The sequence below is a fragment of the Mycolicibacterium vinylchloridicum genome (assembly GCF_013404075.1).
GTDB classification, from domain to species: domain Bacteria; phylum Actinomycetota; class Actinomycetes; order Mycobacteriales; family Mycobacteriaceae; genus Mycobacterium; species Mycobacterium vinylchloridicum.
The window spans coordinates 70,208-85,840 of the sequence record NZ_JACBJQ010000004.1 but is presented as its reverse complement, the minus strand read 5'-3'; the positions used below and the strand labels follow the sequence as shown (position 1 = coordinate 85,840).

Below are 15,633 nucleotides of genomic sequence, written 5' to 3'. Positions count from 1 at the left end.
CATGTCCGAAGATATTGAGGCAACGCTTTCCAAACTGCCTGCGACACCGGCGATCACATATCGAGTACGGCCGGACCAGAGCCTGGAGATCTGACAGGACCTAGTTCGCACCCGGCGGCCCTTTAGGTTCGTACGGGTTGTACCAGCGCCATTGGGCGCGTTCGCCTGTCGGTCCGGGGCATGGTGGGACATTCGGTGGTGGTCGGTTGGGTGGGCGTGCCAGTGATGCGGAGGTGAGTGGTTCGCCGTCGTAGTCGAGGACGGTGAGGTTGTTGGCGGGTCCGGTGATGGTGATGTCGCCACGGTGGTGCGCCCGGTGGTGATAGGGGCACAGCAGCACGAGATTGTGCAGTTCGGTGGGGCCGCCGTCTTCCCAGTGCTGGATGTGGTGGGCGTGCAGTCCGCGGGTTGCGTTGCAGCCGGGGACCGCGCAGGTGGCGTCGCGGTGTTCGAGCGCGCGGCGCAGTCGCCGGTTGATGGTGCGGGTGGCCCGCCCGGCGCCGATGGGTTGGCCGTCGCGTTCGAACCACACCTCACAGGTGGCATCGCAGGTCAGATATTGGCGGTCACCGTCGGAGAGCAGCGGACCCACATGCAATGCTGCGACGCGCTGCTCGACATCCACGTGCAGCACGACGGTGGTGCGTTGCCCGTGCGGGCGGCGGGCCACCTCGGTGTCCCAGCCGGCCTCGACCAGCCGCATGAACGCATCCACGGTGTTCGGGAACGGTGGTGGGTTCTTCGAGCCGTCGGAGTCGTGGTCGTTCTTGAATTCAGTGACCAGTGCATCCTTGTGGGACTGCAGGGCCGCGTCGAAGGTCGCGGCCTCGTCGTGGGGCAGGGTGATCCGCCAACTGGTCGAGTCCTCGCCATGTGACTTGGTGATCGAGCGTGGCGGATCCGGTTGGGGACCGTGGTCGGGCTTCGGGCGGGGCTGGAGTTTGATCGCTTTGCGCAGCTGGCTGACCGTGGCCACCGACGCCAGTTGGGCGTAGTGCTCATCAGAACCCTCGGCGGCGCGTTCGGCGATGACCCCGACCTGATCCACCGACAACCGACCTTCGCGCAGAGCCGTGTTGCAGCGGGGAAAGTCCGGGAGTCGGTGCGCGACAGCCGAGATCGCTTTGGCGCTCGTGGCGGAGATACCGAGTTTCCACGCCACTATTGCCGAGACCGAACGTGCGCCAGTAGCACCCCAGATCCCGTCGTGATCGATCTCGGCAACGATCTCCACGATGCGCCCATCAATCGCATTACGCTGACCCGCCAACTCGGCCAGCTCCCCGAACAACACCTCAAGACGCTCCTTGGAACTGAGCACCGCCGTCGAGGACATAACCACATCATGACAGCAGGGTCCGACAAGAACGGACCGCTCACAGATGACTCAACACCCGCTCCGCGAACACGTCCGGATGCTCGCGATGCATGAAGTGCCCGCCAGGAACTTCTTCGATGAGGTACTCGCCCTTGAACTTCCGCGCGGCACGACGGTAGTCCGCCAGCCCGGCGACCGGATCGTCCAGCCCCGCGAACACCACGGTCGGCACGGTGATCGTCGCCTTCAGTGACGCGGACGGGAGTGGGGAGAGCTTTCGGTAGTAGCCGAATGCCGCGTCCAAGCTCCCCGGGCTCGCGAAGCACTCCCGGACTGCGTCGAACTCCGAAGCCGGCGGATGCCACGTCGGCGACCACCGCCGATAGATCGCGGGCAATGCCTCGAAGTCGTTGCGGGCGAAGCGTTCCGCGGCTCCCGGCAGCTTGTACGTCACGAAATGACGAGCACCCCAGAGCTTTCGCGGAGACGGCAGCAACGTCGCAGGATGCGGGATGGCAAGAGTGATCAGCTTGGAAACCCGCTCCGGTCCGAGCCCCGCCGCGCCGTACGCCGCCGCCGCACCCCAGTCGTGCCCGATCACGACCGCGTCAGCAGCCCCCAGCGCAGCGATCAACGCCAGCGCATCCCGCGCGAGCGTCTCTTGGGAAGGATCCGCGCCCGGCACCGCCGTCGGGTGGTATCCGCGCATGAACGGCGAGACGGCACGATAGCCGCGATCGGCGATCCGGGGACGCAGGTCGTCCCACGTGTGCGCTGTGTCCGGGAAGCCGTGAAGCAATAAGACCAGCGGGCCGGAGCCCTCCTCGATATAGGCGAACGTCAGCCCGTTCGCCTCGGCGAATCCCGTCGTCCCAGCCACCCCTGTGGACAGTACTCCCGCCACATCGCCGGAAGCGGCCACACTCGAGCCATGCTCGACCTCATCCTTCCGCTCGAATGCGGAGGGTGCGGCGCGCCCTCAACCCGGTGGTGCGACACCTGCGCCGCAGCATTGACGGTCCACTCCGACGAACCCCACCTCGTGACCCCACGTATCGACCCGGGCGTGCCCGTGTTCGCCCTGGGCCGCTACGCCGGCCCGCGCCGGTCGGCCATCGTCGCGGTCAAGGAACACGGTCGCCGCGACCTCGTCGCCCCGCTGGCCCGTGCACTGGCTCTGGGCATCCACCAACTCGCCGGCTGGGGCATCCTCGACACCCCGTTCACCGTCGTCCCGGCCCCGACCCGCGCTGTGGCCGCCCGCCGGCGCGGCGGTGACCCGGTCACCCGCATCGCCACGCACGCCACCCAACAGCACCCCGAGATCACCGTCATCCAAGCGCTGCGGACCCGCCTCCTGGTCCGCGATTCCGTGGGCCTCACCATCGCCGACCGGGAACGCAATCTGGCCGGCCGCATCAAGATCACCCGATCCGTCGCAGGCGACATCCTGCTCGTCGACGACATCGTCACCACCGGTGCTACAGCCCGCGAAGCGATCCGAGTGCTGCAGAAAACTGGCGCAAAAGTTAGGGCTCTTCTAACACTTGCGCAGGCTTGACCAGGTTGGGCCACCGGTCCATGTAACAGAGGCCGAAAGAACTGAAAACAGGTGCGCAAAAAGGTGGCACCGGGGCGTGAACAACGACTACCTTCGGAGCCAACACACCGTGAACTCATCACGGGGGCGGCCTAGACCCACAGGCCCGCCACTTCGCCGATAGCGGTAGGAGGTGAGGTTTCTCGACCCCTGGCGCCGGCGGGTGAAATCTCGTGCCAAACCTGTCGGCGCAGCTACCGAAGACAGGCCGGCACGCCAGAGTGCGTGCAACCCGTAACAGAAACGAGTTGTCAAGCATGTCAATCGAATCCGTGAACACCGGTCAATTACTCGCCGATGAAGACGACCTTGCCGAAGCCGACGCCAACGCCGAAGTGCAGGTGTGCGGCCGCAATGTCGAGATTCCCGATCACTACCGCGTCTATGTCGCGCAGAAACTCGCTCGCCTCGAACGGTTCGACCGGTCGATCTACCGCTTCGACGTCGAGCTCGAGCATGAACGCAACCGTCGCCAACGCAAGAACTGTCAGCACGTAGAGATCACCGCGCGGGGGCGCGGGCCGGTCGTCCGTGGCGAAGCCTGCGCCGACAGCTTCTACGGCGCCTTCGAGGCCGCCGTTCACAAACTCGAGAATCGGCTGCGGCGCACCAAGGACCGACGCAAGGTCCACTACGGCGACAAGACGCCGGTGTCACTGCACGAGGCCACCTCCGCGACGCCGCTGATCGATGCGGCCGCGGCCTTCGCGCCCGAGCAGCCCGCAGTCCAGGAGGCACCGCTCGACGATCACGAACCAGGCCGCATCGTGCGTACCAAGGAGCACCCGGCCAAGCCGATGACCGTGGACGACGCGCTTTACGAAATGGAGCTCGTCGGCCATGACTTCTTCCTGTTCCAGGACAAGGAGACCGATCGGCCCTGCGTCGTCTATCGCCGGCACGCCTACGACTACGGGTTGATCCGCCTGAGCTGATTGCCGATGCCCGAGCCCGACCAGCGCGTCACCTAGGATGGAGAACGCTTAAGCCTCCAATCCACAGGGGAAGATGTGCTCTCTAAGTTGCTGCGCCTTGGTGAAGGTCGCATGGTCAAGCGCCTCAAGGGGGTGGCTGACTATGTCAACACCTTGTCCGACGACGTAGAGAAGCTCTCCGACGGCGAGCTGCGGGCCAAGACCGACGAGTTCAAGAAGCGCGTCGCTGACGGCGAAAGCCTCGATGACCTGTTGCCCGAGGCTTTCGCCGTCGCACGTGAGGCCGCCTGGCGGGTGCTCTCGCAGCGCCACTTCGACGTCCAGGTGATGGGCGGCGCCGCCCTGCACTTCGGCAACGTCGCGGAGATGAAGACCGGTGAGGGCAAGACCCTGACCTGTGTGCTTCCCGCCTACCTCAACGCGCTGTCCGGTGACGGCGTCCACGTCGTCACCGTCAACGACTACCTGGCCAAGCGCGACAGCGAGTGGATGGGCCGCGTGCACCGCTTCCTCGGACTCGAGGTCGGCGTGATCCTCTCGGGCCTGACCCCTGATGAACGTCGGGCGGCGTATCACTCGGACATCACCTACGGCACCAACAACGAGTTCGGCTTCGACTACCTGCGCGACAACATGGCGCACTCGGTCGAGGAGATGGTGCAGCGCGGCCACAACTACGCCATCGTCGACGAGGTCGACTCGATCCTCATCGACGAGGCCCGCACTCCGTTGATCATCTCCGGCCCGGCCGACGGCGCCTCGCACTGGTATTCCGAGTTCGCCCGGCTGGCCCCGTTGATGAAGAAAGACACCCATTACGAGGTCGACATCAAGAAGCGCACCATCGGCGTGCACGAGCTGGGTGTCGAGTTCGTCGAGGACCAGCTCGGCATCGACAACCTCTACGAGGCCGCCAACTCGCCGCTGGTCAGCTACCTCAACAACTCGCTCAAGGCCAAGGAGCTGTTCGAGCGAGACAAGGAGTACATCGTCCGCAACGGCGAAGTGCTGATCGTGGACGAGTTCACCGGCCGCGTGCTGATCGGCCGGCGCTACAACGAGGGCATGCACCAGGCCATCGAGGCCAAAGAGAACGTCGAGATCAAGGCCGAGAACCAGACCCTGGCCACGATCACGCTGCAGAACTACTTCCGGCTCTACGACAAGCTCGCCGGCATGACCGGCACCGCCGAGACCGAGGCCGCCGAGCTGCACGAGATCTACAAACTCGGTGTGGTCCCGATCCCGACGAACCGGCCGATGGTCCGTAAGGACCAGACCGACCTGATCTACAAGACCGAGGAAGCCAAGTACATCGCCGTCGTCGACGATGTCACCGAGCGCTACGAGAAGGGCCAGCCGGTCCTGATCGGCACCACCAGCGTCGAGCGCTCCGAGTACCTGTCGCGTCAGTTCACTAAGCGCCGCGTGCCGCACAACGTGCTCAATGCGAAGTTCCACGAGCAGGAGGCCGGCATCATCGCCGAGGCCGGGCGGCGCGGGGCCATCACGGTGGCCACCAACATGGCCGGCCGCGGTACCGACGTCGTGCTCGGCGGCAACGTCGACTTCCTGGTGGACCAACGTCTGCGTGAGCGGGGCCTGGATCCGGTCGAGACCCCCGACGAGTACGAGGCCGCCTGGCAGGAGGAGCTGCCCAAGGTCAAGGCGCAAGCCGCCGAGGAGGCCGAGCACGTCATCGAGGTCGGTGGTCTGTACGTGTTGGGCACCGAGCGGCACGAGTCGCGCCGTATCGACAACCAGCTGCGCGGGCGTTCCGGTCGCCAGGGCGATCCCGGCGAGTCCCGCTTCTACCTGTCGCTGGGTGACGAGCTCATGCGGCGCTTCAACGGGGCCACGCTGGAGAGCCTGTTGACCCGGCTCAACCTGCCCGACGATGTGCCGATCGAGGCCAAGATGGTCACCCGCGCGATCAAGAGCGCGCAGACCCAGGTCGAGCAGCAGAACTTCGAGATCCGCAAGAACGTCCTCAAGTACGACGAGGTGATGAACCAGCAGCGCAAGGTCATCTACGAGGAGCGCCGCCGGATTCTCGAGGGCGAGAACCTGGCCGAGCAGGCCCACGACATGCTCGTCGACGTCATCACCGCCTACGTCAACGGCGCCACATCCGAGGGTTACGCCGAAGACTGGGATCTCGAGCAGCTGTGGACCGCGCTGCGGCAGCTCTACCCGGTGGGCATCGACCATCACGACCTGGTGGACACCGACGCCGTCGGCGAGGCCGGTGAGCTGACCCGCGAGGAACTGCTCGACGCGCTGGTCCAGGACGCCGAAAAGGCTTATGCCGCACGGGAAGCGGAGATCACCGCGATGGCCGGCGAGGGCGCCATGCGCCAGCTGGAGCGCAACGTGCTGCTCAACGTCATCGACCGCAAGTGGCGCGAGCACCTCTACGAGATGGACTACCTCAAGGAAGGCATCGGTCTGCGGGCCATGGCGCAGCGCGACCCGCTGGTCGAGTACCAGCGCGAGGGCTACGACATGTTCGTCGGCATGCTCGACGGACTCAAGGAGGAGTCGGTCGGCTTCCTGTTCAATGTTCAGGTGGAGGCGGCGCCAGCGCCCGCGGTGGCCCCTGTCGATACCCCGCAGGGGTTGGCCGACCTGGCTGCCCGGCAGCAGGAACCCGCTCCGGCGGCGTTGCACGCCAAGGGAATCGACGACGAGGACTCGCGTCAGCTGACCTACTCCGGGCCCGCCGAAGACGGGTCGGCCGAGCTGCAGCGCAACGGCGGCGCCAAGCGCGCGGCACCCACGGAGGGCACCACGCGCAAGGAACGTCGCGAGGCTGCTCGTAAGCAGGCCAAGGAAGGCCGGTCGCTGCGCCGGGGTTAGGCGCCTCAACCGATGTGCAGCGCGACCACCTGCCAGCGAACCCCGGCCGCAGTCGGCACCTGTTCGACCCGGCAGGCGATGGCATGGGTGCGGCCGTCTCGGCTGTAGGCGGCCGCCACTTCCGCGGCTGAACCGGTGGTCCCGACCGGTTGAACCCGCAACCGGCGCAGCTGTGCCGCGCCGCGGCCCTCCTGGCGCGCGATCGCGGGCAGTAGCGAGTCGACCAACCCGGCTGCAAGTAGCGGCTTCAGCTGCGCCAGTGACCGACGCCGGTCGATGACCTCCAGCACCCGGCGCAGTGCGGCGTCGGCGAACCCGGCGGCGGCGCGGAGCGGAGCAGCCGGGGCCGGGGCCGGTGTGGGCCTGCGCGGCACCGCGCCGGCGCGCGGACGCAGCGGACGGACCCGTTCGGGGGCGGAGTGCAGGACGGGCGGCTCGTAGTCGACGACGGGGACGACGCAGGACATGGGCACTCTCCGGTGATCGGGCGGTAGGGCCGGCGGCCGGAGAGGGGCAAGCCGATGGCGACATGATGGCACACTCGCCGCAGCGGGGTATGCACCCGCAATGCGGCGACCCGCGACAGCCGGTTACCGTGTCGAGAAACAAGGGGCGGGGGAGTAGCCGATGAGGGGAATGTCGCGACGATGGTGACCCGGTTGTCAGCATCAGACGCGTCGTTCTACCACCTGGAGAACACCTCGACCCCGATGTACGTCGGCTCACTGTCGATCCTGCGCAAGCCCCGCTCCGGCCTCAGCTACGAATCCCTGTTGGAGACCGTCGAACGCCGGCTGCCGCAGATCCCGCGCTACCGCCAGAAGGTCCGCGAGGTCACCCTCGGCCTGGCGCGCCCGGTGTGGGTCGACGACCCCGACTTCGACATCACCTATCACGTCCGGCGTTCGGCGCTGCCGTCGCCGGGAAGCGACGCGCAGCTGCACGAACTCATCGCACGGCTGGGGTCTCGCCCGCTGGACCGCTCCCGCCCGCTGTGGGAGATGTACCTCATCGAGGGCCTGGCCAAGAACCGCCTCGCCATCTACACCAAGTCTCACCAAGCTCTCGTCAACGGGATGACGGCACTGGAGGTCGGTCACGTCATCGCCGACCGCACCCAGAAGCCGCCGACCTTTGGTGAGGACATCTGGATCCCGGGTCGCGAGCCCACCAACAACGAACTCCTGATCAGCGCGGTCGGGGAGTGGCTGGCCCGGCCGCGGGTGCAGATGCAGGCGGTCACTTCGGCTATCGGCGAGCTCGCCCGCAACAGCGGTGAAGTGGTCGATCTCGCCAGGCGGCTCACCGACGTCGCCCGGACCGTCGCGCGCGGCACCGCGCCCAACAGCCCGCTGAACACCAAGGTCTCGCGCAACCGCCGATTCACCGTGGCCACCGGCTCACTGGCGGACTACCGGCTGGTGCGCTCGCGCTACGAGTGCGACGTGAACGACGTGGTGCTGGCCGTGATCGCCGGCGCCCTGCGCAACTGGCTGCTCTCGCGCGGCGAGCCGGTCACCACGAGCTCCACGGTGCGGGCGATGGCACCGACGTCGGTGTACCCCGAGGCGGTGCTCGAGACGTCGGGCCCGGGGCAGGCCATCAGCGAGGTCGCGCCGTTCCTTGTCGACCTGCCGGTGGGCGAGGGCAACGCGGTGGTGCGGCTGTCCCAGATCGCCCACGCCACCGAATCGCATTCGGCCGCGGCCAGTCTGGTGGATGCCCGCACGATCGTCACGCTGTCCGGTTTCGCGCCGCCGACGCTGCACGCGATGGGCACCCGGGTCGCTACGCAGTTCAACGCGCGCCAGTTCAACCTGTTGATCACCAACGTGCCCGGGCCGCAATCGCAGATGTACCTGGCCGGGGCCAAGGTGCTGGAGACGTTCGCGGTGCCGCCACTGCTGCACAACCAGGTGCTGGCCATCGGCGTCACATCGTATTGCGGGATGCTGTATTTCGGCATCAACGCCGACCGCGACGCGATGAGTGATGTCGACGTGTTGCCGACGCTGCTGGCCGAATCGCTCGAGGAACTGCTCGAAGCTGCTCAGTAGCCTAGTATTCGGCGATGGGCAAGGCTAAATCCAACGGCGACAAGTCGGTTGCGAGAGTCAATCGCAAGATCCCCAAAGACGTTTACGAAGCTGAATTGTTCCGGCTACAAACGGAATTGGTGTCGCTGCAAGAGTGGGTGAAGGCCACCGGCGCTCGGGTCGTCGTCGTGTTCGAGGGCCGCGATGCGGCCGGCAAGGGCGGCACGATCAAACGCATCACCGAGTACCTCAGCCCCCGCATCGCCCGCATCGCCGCGCTGCCCGCGCCCACCGAACGCGAACGCGGGCAGTGGTATTTCCAGCGCTACGTCGAGCACCTGCCGGCCCGCGGTGAGATCGTGCTGTTCGACCGGTCCTGGTACAACCGCGCCGGGGTCGAAGTGGTGATGGGCTTCTGCACACCCGACGAGCACGAGCTGTTCTTGCGGCAGTGCCCGATCTTCGAGCAGATGCTCATCGACGACGGGATCATCGTGCGGAAGTACTGGTTCTCGGTCTCCGACGACGAGCAGCTTCGCCGATTCAAGTCCCGCCGCAAAGACCCGCTTCGGCGTTGGAAGCTCAGCCCGATGGACCTGGAGTCGGTGTACCGCTGGGAGGACTATTCGCGCGCGAAGGACCAGATGATGGCGCGCACCGACACCCCCAACAGTCCCTGGTTCGTCGTCGAGTCGGACAACAAGAAGCACGCGCGGCTCAACATGATGTCCCACCTGCTGAAGAGCATCGACTATGAGCAGGTTCGGCACCCCAAGGTCGAGTTGCCCAAACGTCCGCCGATGGGCGACTACGAACGGCCCGCACGGGAGCTGGCGACCTATGTCGATGATCACGTCTCCACCCTGCTCGGGGACGGCGGCAAGGGCAGTTAATCTGCCGTAGTGCGGGTCTACATTCCGGCCACGTTGGCCATGCTTCAGCAGCTGGTCGCCGACGATTCTTTTCAGCCGTTGAGCGGAACCGCGTTCGCCGTCACGCCGACCCTGCGGGAGTCCTACGCCGAGGGCGACGACGAGGAGCTTGCCGAGGTAGCCATCGGCGAGGCCGCGCTGGCGTCAATGCGATTGCTGGCCGCCGAGACGGGACAGGCCGGCCCATCTTCCCAGGAGCTGCCATTGCGTCGCGTGGTCGTCATCGCCGACGCGGAGGCGACCGCCCGGCCCGATCTGGACGACGCGGTGGTGCGGGTCAGCGGCCGGGTGAACCGCAATCAGGTGGTTGCCGCCTACGTCGACAATGCCGACGCCGAACCCGCGGTGCGGGCCGCGATCGCCGTCGTCGATGAGGCCGACCTGGGGGACGAGGACGCGGAGTTCATCGTGGGCGACGCTCAGGACCACGCGCTGGCCTGGTACGCCACCCAGGAGCTGCCGTTCCTGCTCGATTTGCTCTGAACGCCTGGATACGGGACCGTAAGTTACGGTACCGTAGGTTCGAGGCGGTAGGAGGTTCGTGATGGCGAAGAGCCAGGTCAAGATCAGTGCCAATGTGGTCGACACGGTTCGGCCGACGGTGGCCGGTGAGGGCCGCAACCCCGCGATCGACGCGGTTCGGGCCCTGGTCGGGCGGATCACCACGCCGTTGCTCCCTGACGATTACCTGAAGCTCGCCAACCCGTTGTGGTCGGCCCGGGAACTGCGCGGACGGGTGCTCGAGGTCCGCCGCGAGACCGAGGATTCGGCGACGCTGGTGATCAAGCCCGGCTGGGGCTTCACCTTCGACTACCAGCCCGGCCAGTACATCGGCATCGGTCTGCTGGTCGACGGGCGCTGGCGATGGCGGTCGTACTCGCTGACGTCGAGCCCGCACCGCGACGGGTTCGGCCGCTCGCGGACGATCACGATCACGGTCAAGGCGATGCCCGAGGGGTTCTTGTCCACCCACCTGGTCGGCGGAGTCACACCGGGCACGATCGTGCGGCTGGCCGCGCCGCAGGGCAACTTCGTCATGCCCGATCCGGCGCCGGCGTCGGTGCTGTTCTTGACCGGCGGCTCGGGCATCACCCCCGTGATGTCTATGTTGCGGACGCTGGAACGTCGCGACCAGATCGGCGATATCGTCCACATCCATTCCGCCCCAACCGAATCCGATGTCATGTTCGCCGCTGAGCTCGCCGGGCTGGCGCGCGAACACGACAGCTACCGGCTGACCGTGCGGGCCACCCGCGCGCAGGGGCGACTGGATCTGCGGCAGCTCGATGACGTGGTCGGAGATTGGCGGCAGCGCCAGACCTGGGCCTGTGGCCCGGAGGGGATGCTCGCCGAGGCCGAGAAGGTGTGGCAGGCGGCCGGGATCGGCGAGCAATTGCACCTGGAGCGGTTCGCGGCATCGCGGGCGGCCACGCACGGGCAGGGCGGAACGGTGACATTCGGTCGCAGCGGCAAGACCGTGGCAGCCGATGCCGCGACGTCGCTGATGGAGGCCGGGGAGCAGGCCGGAGTGCGGATGCCGTTCGGCTGCCGGATGGGCATCTGCCAGTCCTGTGTGGTGCCCCTGGTCGACGGCCACGTCCGCGACCTGCGCACCGGCGCCGAGCACGAACCGGGTACCCGGATCCAAACGTGCGTTTCGGCGGCATCGGGTGACTGCGTCGTCGATGTCTGAGGTTTACTGGCTAGTAACCTACGGGTACGTAGGTTACGGTAGCGTAGGCATGAGAAGGGAGGCGTGACTTATGGCTATTACCGACATTGACGCGTTTGCGCATCTGACCGACGCGGACATTGAAAGCCTGGCGGTCGAGCTCGACTCCATCCGCCAGGACATCGAGGATTCCCGGGGCGAGCGCGATGCGCGCTATATCCGCCGCACCATCGCCGCCCAGCGGGGGCTGGAGATCGCCGGACGGCTGATCCTGACCGCCAGCTCCAAACGATCTGCCTGGTGGGCGGGCACCGTGACGCTGGGCGTGGCCAAGATCATCGAGAACATGGAGATCGGCCACAACGTCATGCACGGCCAGTGGGATTGGATGAACGATCCCGAGATTCACTCCTCGACGTGGGAGTGGGACATGAGCGGGTCGTCCAAGCACTGGCGGTTCACCCACAACTTCATGCACCACAAGTACACCAACATCCTGGGCATGGACGACGATGTCGGCTACGGCGTCATCCGGGTCACCCGCGATCAACGCTGGAAGCCGTTCAACCTGTACGGCAACCTACTGTTCAACACCCTGCTGGCAATCGGCTTCGAATGGGGCGTCGGCCTGCAGCACCTGGAGCTCGGCAAGATCTGGCGGGGCCGCGACGACCGCAAGGCCACCCTGATCCGGGTACGCGAGTTCGGTGTCAAGGCCGGCCGGCAACTCCTCAAGGATTACGTCGCCTACCCGGCGCTGACGTCGTTGTCCCCGGGCGCCACCTACCGTTCGACGGCCACTGCCAACGCCGTGGCCAACGTGATCCGCAACGTGTGGGCCAACGCGGTGATCTTCTGCGGCCACTTCCCCGATGGCGCAGAGAAATTCACCAAGACCGACATGGTGGGTGAGAGCAAGGGCCAGTGGTACCTGCGCCAGATGCTGGGCAGCGCCAACATCGAGGGCAGCCGAGCCTTGGACTTCATGACCGGCAACCTGTCCTACCAGATCGAGCACCACCTGTATCCCGATCTGCCGAGCAATCGGCTGGCCGAGATCTCGGTGCGGGTGCGCCAGGTCTGCGACAAGTACGACCTGCCCTACACCACCGGGCCGTTCCTGGTGCAGTACGCCAAGACCTGGCGCACGATCGCCAAGCTGTCGCTGCCGGACAAGTACCTGCGCGATACCGCCGACGACGCACCCGAGACTCGCAGCGAGCGGATGTTCGCCGAGCTGGGTGATGATCAGCGGCGGGGGCTCAAGTCGGCCATCGCGGCCGTGCGGGCCAAGCGTCGTGTGAAGCGCGCGGCCAAAGCCGCGTAGCGTCCTGGGTCATTTATTCGCCAACCCCGGGAATCGTCCGTCGATCCTCAACGATAACCCGCACGCTCGGCGGTCGGGACCACTGCGAACGAACTAATGACTCGGAACGCTATCGCGTGAGCTCGCCGTGGCGGCTGCTCGGCAGCCGAGATGCCGTGCGGCTGTACGAACGTCACGGCTATCGGCCGACCTGGCTGTATCTGTCCAAGTTCGCCGGCCGGGACTGACCAGCTCAACAGGCCGATTCCGGGCGTCACCGCTATCGTGTGAACGATTGGTGACCGTTCGGCGAACAGTGCCCTCCGCCGCTGGCATCGGGGAGGCGCTGTTATCGGAAAGTATGTCGGCTACGTCCGTCGTGACGACCGGCTGCATGGTTTTCTCGGCGGCATCTGCCGGGACCACCTCGGCGTGCACACCTCATCGCCGGCGTTTCGGGCTTTCCGGCTGCGTGGCAGTAACGAGGTGTATGCCTACGAGGAGAAGCGAACTCGGGCCAGGATCATCTGCAAGTTCTACGGCGCACGGTACGGATCGGATCGTGCCAGCGGTATGGCCTACCGGGAGTTCGACAGCCTGCAGCGGCTGCGCGGCTACGACCTGGTCGGCTCGCCACACCACGTGATCCGTCCCCTGGGTGTGGACCCCGACATCAATGGCGTGATCGCGCTCGAGTTCTATCCCGGCGAGGAGTTCAGTCAGGCGATCACCCGCTGTATTCAGCGCAATGACAGCGCGCATCTGTTCTGGCGGTTGAAGGCGCTCGGATATTTCCTTGCTACCCAACATAATCGGACTGCGAACGGCAAGACGGTGGACTTCGACGACGACTGCCACTATTTCGGTGAGCTGGTGAGCAAGCTGTATCGGATCCAGCGAATCGGCCAGTGGGATGTCGATGAACTGTTGTGGCTTCAGGCGCTGTGGCGTGAGCGTCCGGCGATGTGGCAGGACCGGCAGGTCTGGCTACACGGCGACGCGACGCCAGCCAACTTCTTGTTCGGCCACGGGCTCGATGTCGCCGCGATCGACCTCGAACGGATGCGGCGGGGCGACCGGATGTTCGACGTCGGGCGGGTCGCCGGGGAGTTGCAGCACGCATTCATGCTCGGCACCGGATCGAGCAAGCGGGCCGAGCCCTTCCTCGGCCACTTCCTCTGGGAGTACAGCTGCCACTTCCCGGACCGGCGGCAGGCATTCGACTCGATCACCGCACGGCTGCCGTACTACATGGCCCTGAACCTGCTCAGAATCGCTCGCAACGACTACATTTCACAGGAATACGGCGAGAGGCTTGTCCGCAAGGCTAAGCGGCTTCTGCACGCCTCGTAGCTACAGTCCGCTCGACGTTAGGATGCCGCGCATCACCATGGAAGTCGCCGCCATCGCCTTCGACGTGAACGGCACGCTGATCCACATTCGCACCGACGACAATCGTGAGGACGCGTTTCGCGCGGTAGGCCATTTCCTGACCTACCAGGGAATCGACCTGCGCCGGAACCAAATCCGCGATCTGTACTTCCAGCGTCTCAAGAACCAGCAACGCCACAGTCGCGAGGCGCATCCCGAGTTCGACGGCCCCGGGATCTGGAGGTCGATCGTCGACGAATTCGCCAGCGACTACACCCGAACCCTGTCGCCGCAGCGGCTCGCCGAACTGCCGCTGACGCTGGCCGAGATCTATCGCGGGGTCACCAGGCGAAAGCTGAAGCTCTACCCACATGTGCGTTCCACGCTGCGGGTGCTGCGTGAGCACTTCCCGCTGGCGATCGTCAGCGATGGCCAGAGCAGTTACGCCCGCGGAGAATTGCACAAGGTCGGGTTGACCGACTTCTTCAACCCGGTCGTCGTCTCCGGCGATCACGGATTCCGCAAGCCCGACCGGCGGTTGTTTCAGTTCGCTCTCGACGGGATGGGGGTGCCGCCGGAGAAGGCGCTTTACGTCGGCAACGACATGCATCGTGACATCTTCGGTGCCCGCGAGGCGGGTATGCGCACCGTGATGTACGACTCCGATCAGGGCACCAAGCACCACCAAGACTGCGAGCCCGACTTCCGGATCAACGACTTCCGCGATCTGCTTGCGATTGTCGGACGCTGAATTAGTCCGGGATCCAGTTGAAGTCGTCGGGGTTGGGGCCCCGGCGTCCCGCCTCGCCCTTGTCGAGGGCGGTGATGGCGTCGATGTCGTCGTCGCTCAGCTCGAAGTCGAAGATCTCGAGGTTCTCCTTGATCCGTTCGGTGGTAACGGATTTGGGGAAGACGATGTCGCCGCGCTCGATGTGCCAGCGCAGCGTGACCTGAGCCGGGCTCTTGCCGAGGCGTTCGGCGATCGCGCCGATCACCGGGTCGCCGAGCACCGCGCCCTGAGCGATCGGGGACCACGCCTCGGTGAGGATGCTGTGGTCGGTGCCGTACTCGCGCAACACGTCGTTGGCGAAGTAGGGATGCACCTCGATCTGGTTGACGGCGGGCACCGTCTCGGTGTCGCGCGCGAGCTGCTCGAGGTGATGGATCTGGAAGTTGGACACCCCGATGCTGCGGGCACGGCCGTCTTTCTTGAAGTCCTCCAACGTCTTCCATGTGGAGACGAAGTCGCCGTCGTAGAGCCCCGGCAGTGGCCAGTGAATCAAGAAGAGGTCGACGTAGTCGAAGCCCAGTGCCTCGATCGTCGCGTCGAAGGCGCGGCGCGCGTCGTCGGGTTTGTGGAATCCGTTGTTCAGCTTGCTGGTGATGTACACCTCGCCGCGGTCGATCCCGGCATCCCGGATGCCCTCGCCGACCCCCTTTTCGTTCTGGTACATCTCGGCGGTGTCGATGTGCCGGTAGCCGATCTCCAGCGCGGTGCGCACCGCGGCCGCCGTCTCGTCGGGCGGGATCTGGAAGACGCCGAACCCGAGTTGGGGGATCGAAGTGCCGTCGTTCAGTGTCAAGCTCGGAATGGTGCTCATGTG

At 65.9% G+C, this 15,633-nt stretch carries 14 protein-coding genes; 10 read left to right on the top strand and 4 right to left on the bottom strand.

Annotated features, from left to right (window positions below):
- Positions 1 to 100 precede the first annotated feature (100 nt).
- The gene (locus tag HPC46_RS05265) at positions 101 to 1,336 is read right to left on the bottom strand and encodes an HNH endonuclease signature motif containing protein (protein ID WP_179467520.1); all 1,236 of its coding nucleotides are present in this window, start codon (positions 1,334 to 1,336) and stop codon (positions 101 to 103) included.
- 40 nt (positions 1,337 to 1,376) lie between these two features.
- On the bottom strand, positions 1,377 to 2,198 hold the full coding sequence (locus HPC46_RS05260) for an alpha/beta fold hydrolase (protein ID WP_179467518.1): 822 nt from the start codon (positions 2,196 to 2,198) through the stop codon (positions 1,377 to 1,379).
- A 51-nt stretch (positions 2,199 to 2,249) separates the two neighbouring features.
- Between HPC46_RS05260 and HPC46_RS05255 the strand changes: the two genes are divergently transcribed.
- The 3 genes from HPC46_RS05255 (at position 2,250) to secA (ending at position 6,712) form a co-directional block, all read left to right on the top strand.
- Complete coding sequence (locus HPC46_RS05255; RefSeq protein ID WP_179467516.1) at positions 2,250 to 2,879, top strand: ComF family protein; 630 nt, start codon at positions 2,250 to 2,252, stop codon at positions 2,877 to 2,879.
- 296 nt (positions 2,880 to 3,175) lie between these two features.
- On the top strand, positions 3,176 to 3,853 hold the full coding sequence (gene hpf / locus HPC46_RS05250; RefSeq protein ID WP_179467514.1) for a ribosome hibernation-promoting factor, HPF/YfiA family: 678 nt from the start codon (positions 3,176 to 3,178) through the stop codon (positions 3,851 to 3,853).
- 75 nt (positions 3,854 to 3,928) lie between these two features.
- The gene (secA, locus tag HPC46_RS05245) at positions 3,929 to 6,712 is read left to right on the top strand and encodes a preprotein translocase subunit SecA (protein WP_179467512.1); all 2,784 of its coding nucleotides are present in this window, start codon (positions 3,929 to 3,931) and stop codon (positions 6,710 to 6,712) included.
- A gap of 5 nt (positions 6,713 to 6,717) precedes the next feature.
- On the opposite strand, the gene HPC46_RS05240 is transcribed toward secA, so the two are convergent.
- Positions 6,718 to 7,179: an Rv3235 family protein gene (locus HPC46_RS05240; RefSeq protein ID WP_179467510.1), complete on the bottom strand. Its 462-nt coding sequence runs from the start codon at positions 7,177 to 7,179 to the stop codon at positions 6,718 to 6,720.
- A gap of 180 nt (positions 7,180 to 7,359) precedes the next feature.
- Between HPC46_RS05240 and HPC46_RS05235 the strand changes: the two genes are divergently transcribed.
- The 7 genes from HPC46_RS05235 (at position 7,360) to HPC46_RS05205 (ending at position 14,780) form a co-directional block, all read left to right on the top strand.
- Entirely contained in the window at positions 7,360 to 8,769 is a 1,410-nt protein-coding gene (locus HPC46_RS05235; protein WP_179467508.1) for a WS/DGAT/MGAT family O-acyltransferase, read from the top strand.
- A gap of 14 nt (positions 8,770 to 8,783) precedes the next feature.
- Positions 8,784 to 9,641, top strand: a complete 858-nt coding sequence (gene ppk2, locus HPC46_RS05230) for a polyphosphate kinase 2 (protein WP_179467506.1) — start codon at positions 8,784 to 8,786, stop codon at positions 9,639 to 9,641.
- Between the two features lie 9 nt (positions 9,642 to 9,650).
- Positions 9,651 to 10,163 (top strand): DUF6912 family protein, encoded by a 513-nt coding sequence (locus HPC46_RS05225; RefSeq protein ID WP_179467504.1) that lies wholly within the window; start codon positions 9,651 to 9,653, stop codon positions 10,161 to 10,163.
- 61 nt (positions 10,164 to 10,224) lie between these two features.
- Entirely contained in the window at positions 10,225 to 11,373 is a 1,149-nt protein-coding gene (locus HPC46_RS05220; protein WP_179467502.1) for a ferredoxin reductase, read from the top strand.
- A 70-nt stretch (positions 11,374 to 11,443) separates the two neighbouring features.
- Entirely contained in the window at positions 11,444 to 12,679 is a 1,236-nt protein-coding gene (locus HPC46_RS05215) for a fatty acid desaturase family protein (protein ID WP_179467500.1), read from the top strand.
- A 411-nt stretch (positions 12,680 to 13,090) separates the two neighbouring features.
- The gene (locus HPC46_RS05210) at positions 13,091 to 14,011 is read left to right on the top strand and encodes a phosphotransferase (protein ID WP_179467498.1); all 921 of its coding nucleotides are present in this window, start codon (positions 13,091 to 13,093) and stop codon (positions 14,009 to 14,011) included.
- A 22-nt stretch (positions 14,012 to 14,033) separates the two neighbouring features.
- Positions 14,034 to 14,780 (top strand): HAD family hydrolase, encoded by a 747-nt coding sequence (locus HPC46_RS05205; protein WP_233716233.1) that lies wholly within the window; start codon positions 14,034 to 14,036, stop codon positions 14,778 to 14,780.
- A gap of 1 nt (position 14,781) precedes the next feature.
- Here the strand turns inward: HPC46_RS05205 and HPC46_RS05200 are convergent, their stop codons facing one another.
- Positions 14,782 to 15,630 (bottom strand): aldo/keto reductase, encoded by an 849-nt coding sequence (locus HPC46_RS05200; RefSeq protein WP_179467496.1) that lies wholly within the window; start codon positions 15,628 to 15,630, stop codon positions 14,782 to 14,784.
- Positions 15,631 to 15,633 lie beyond the last annotated feature (3 nt).